The 1502-nt window shown below is 38.1% G+C and carries 2 protein-coding genes; both read right to left on the bottom strand.

Going from position 1 to position 1502, the window contains the following annotated elements:
* Positions 1-273 precede the first annotated feature (273 nt).
* On the bottom strand, positions 274-762 hold the full coding sequence (locus tag B157_RS35280) for a GNAT family N-acetyltransferase (RefSeq protein WP_020603787.1): 489 nt from the start codon (positions 760-762) through the stop codon (positions 274-276).
* Positions 763-947: 185 nt separating this feature from the next.
* Complete coding sequence (locus B157_RS0113180) at positions 948-1277, bottom strand: hypothetical protein (RefSeq protein WP_157618433.1); 330 nt, start codon at positions 1275-1277, stop codon at positions 948-950.
* Positions 1278-1502: the final 225 nt, after the last annotated feature.

Raw genomic sequence — 1502 nt, 5'->3', positions numbered from 1 at the left:
TTCCTTTACCATTTTGGTAATGCACACATTATTAGACAATTAAGTCCATGACAATTATTTCATGGAACATTCCGTACGAATGTTGGCGACTCCCCAAAGTACCGTTGAATTGTGTTTTTCTAATTTATACAAGTATAGGCTATTAATTATAAACCTAGCTTTAATCTCTTTACATAAAGTTAGTTATACAACTCCTCTGGAAGAAGTACAGAAAAAATAAGTCCTGATATGTTTATAAAATTGTACTTTTTTCAAGATGGGACATATAGTTCTTTACCCCACTACCAACCGATAAAAAACGCTATCTAATAGAAACTTCGGGAAATCAGCCGGTAAATCAGCTTCACTAATTCTGGTAAATCCGTTATTCTCATAAAACTTTTGAGCGGCCTTATATTGAGTCATCGTGCCCAAATAGATATACCGGATCTGATGATGGGCCACCCAATCTAGGACAGTTGTCAAGAGCGCGTTAGCTATCCCTTTTCCTCGATGATCGTTGGCCAGAAATACCCGTTTGAGAACAATTGTACTATTAGCTATCATCGTAAAACCTATCGTGCCTATTACTTTTCCGTTTACCTGAGCAACCCAATATTTGTCAGTGGGCAACAACGACAACTCGATGATTTTCTTGGTTTCTGCTGTAGCAATAGACTCCACGAATTCATTGGCAATATCGAGCATCAGCCGATCAATATCAGGCTGATGTAGAGGAGCCAGTGGGATGATACTGACATGTTGGTCGAGTTGCTGTGACATCTTGGTTAGTGACAGACTAACTTAATCTTTTATGCTTCCCTAAGAAGTACAAGATTTAGACAAGCCTAAATCTTGTACTTCTTAGGGAGGAGTTGTATAACGAGAGTTATGTTAAGAGATTTTTCTGAGATTACGATTTAACCTTCCTGTTAGCTATCATAAGAAATGTGATAGCCTATAACTGTTTAGTTCTTCTTAGGCAGAGTTGTATTAGGCATCACTCGGAACAATGAATCTACTGACCAATGCTTTACTTGCTCGCTTTTGGCTTTCAAACTCACTGAAACTTGTTCTTTAGAAGTTAAGGCAACTGGCATAGACCGGTTAGGCATAGGTATTGCATCCCCCTTCCCATTTCGAGTAGGTATGTCTAACGCATTCCCTTGACCTTTGAGGATAGGCATATTGTCTATATTCTGATTCTGCAATGAATCGCTTTTTTCCTTCACTGAATTTTGTTGGGCAAAACTTGCTGTTACAACTAGCAAGCATACTAAGGTTGCTAATATTTTCATGGTCAGTTGTTTATGCATTTATATATAGACCCACCTTTTACCTATAAGGTTGTTGTATGAGTGAGCATTATGTTAAGGGAATATACCTATAGACAGAATAAAAAGATTTCAAAAGCTATCTATATAGAGTCAATAGTTCGGTGATTTCTCTGGGATAAAGAAGGCGTAGTAGTTTTGGGTATCTGACATCCTAAACCGACTACGCCATGAGCGAAGCCTTCGCTT

Source organism: Spirosoma spitsbergense DSM 19989 (assembly GCF_000374085.1).
GTDB lineage: Bacteria > Bacteroidota > Bacteroidia > Cytophagales > Spirosomataceae > Spirosoma > Spirosoma spitsbergense.
The sequence above is the reverse complement of the archived record's forward strand: the minus strand, read 5'-3'. Positions and strand labels throughout refer to the sequence as shown.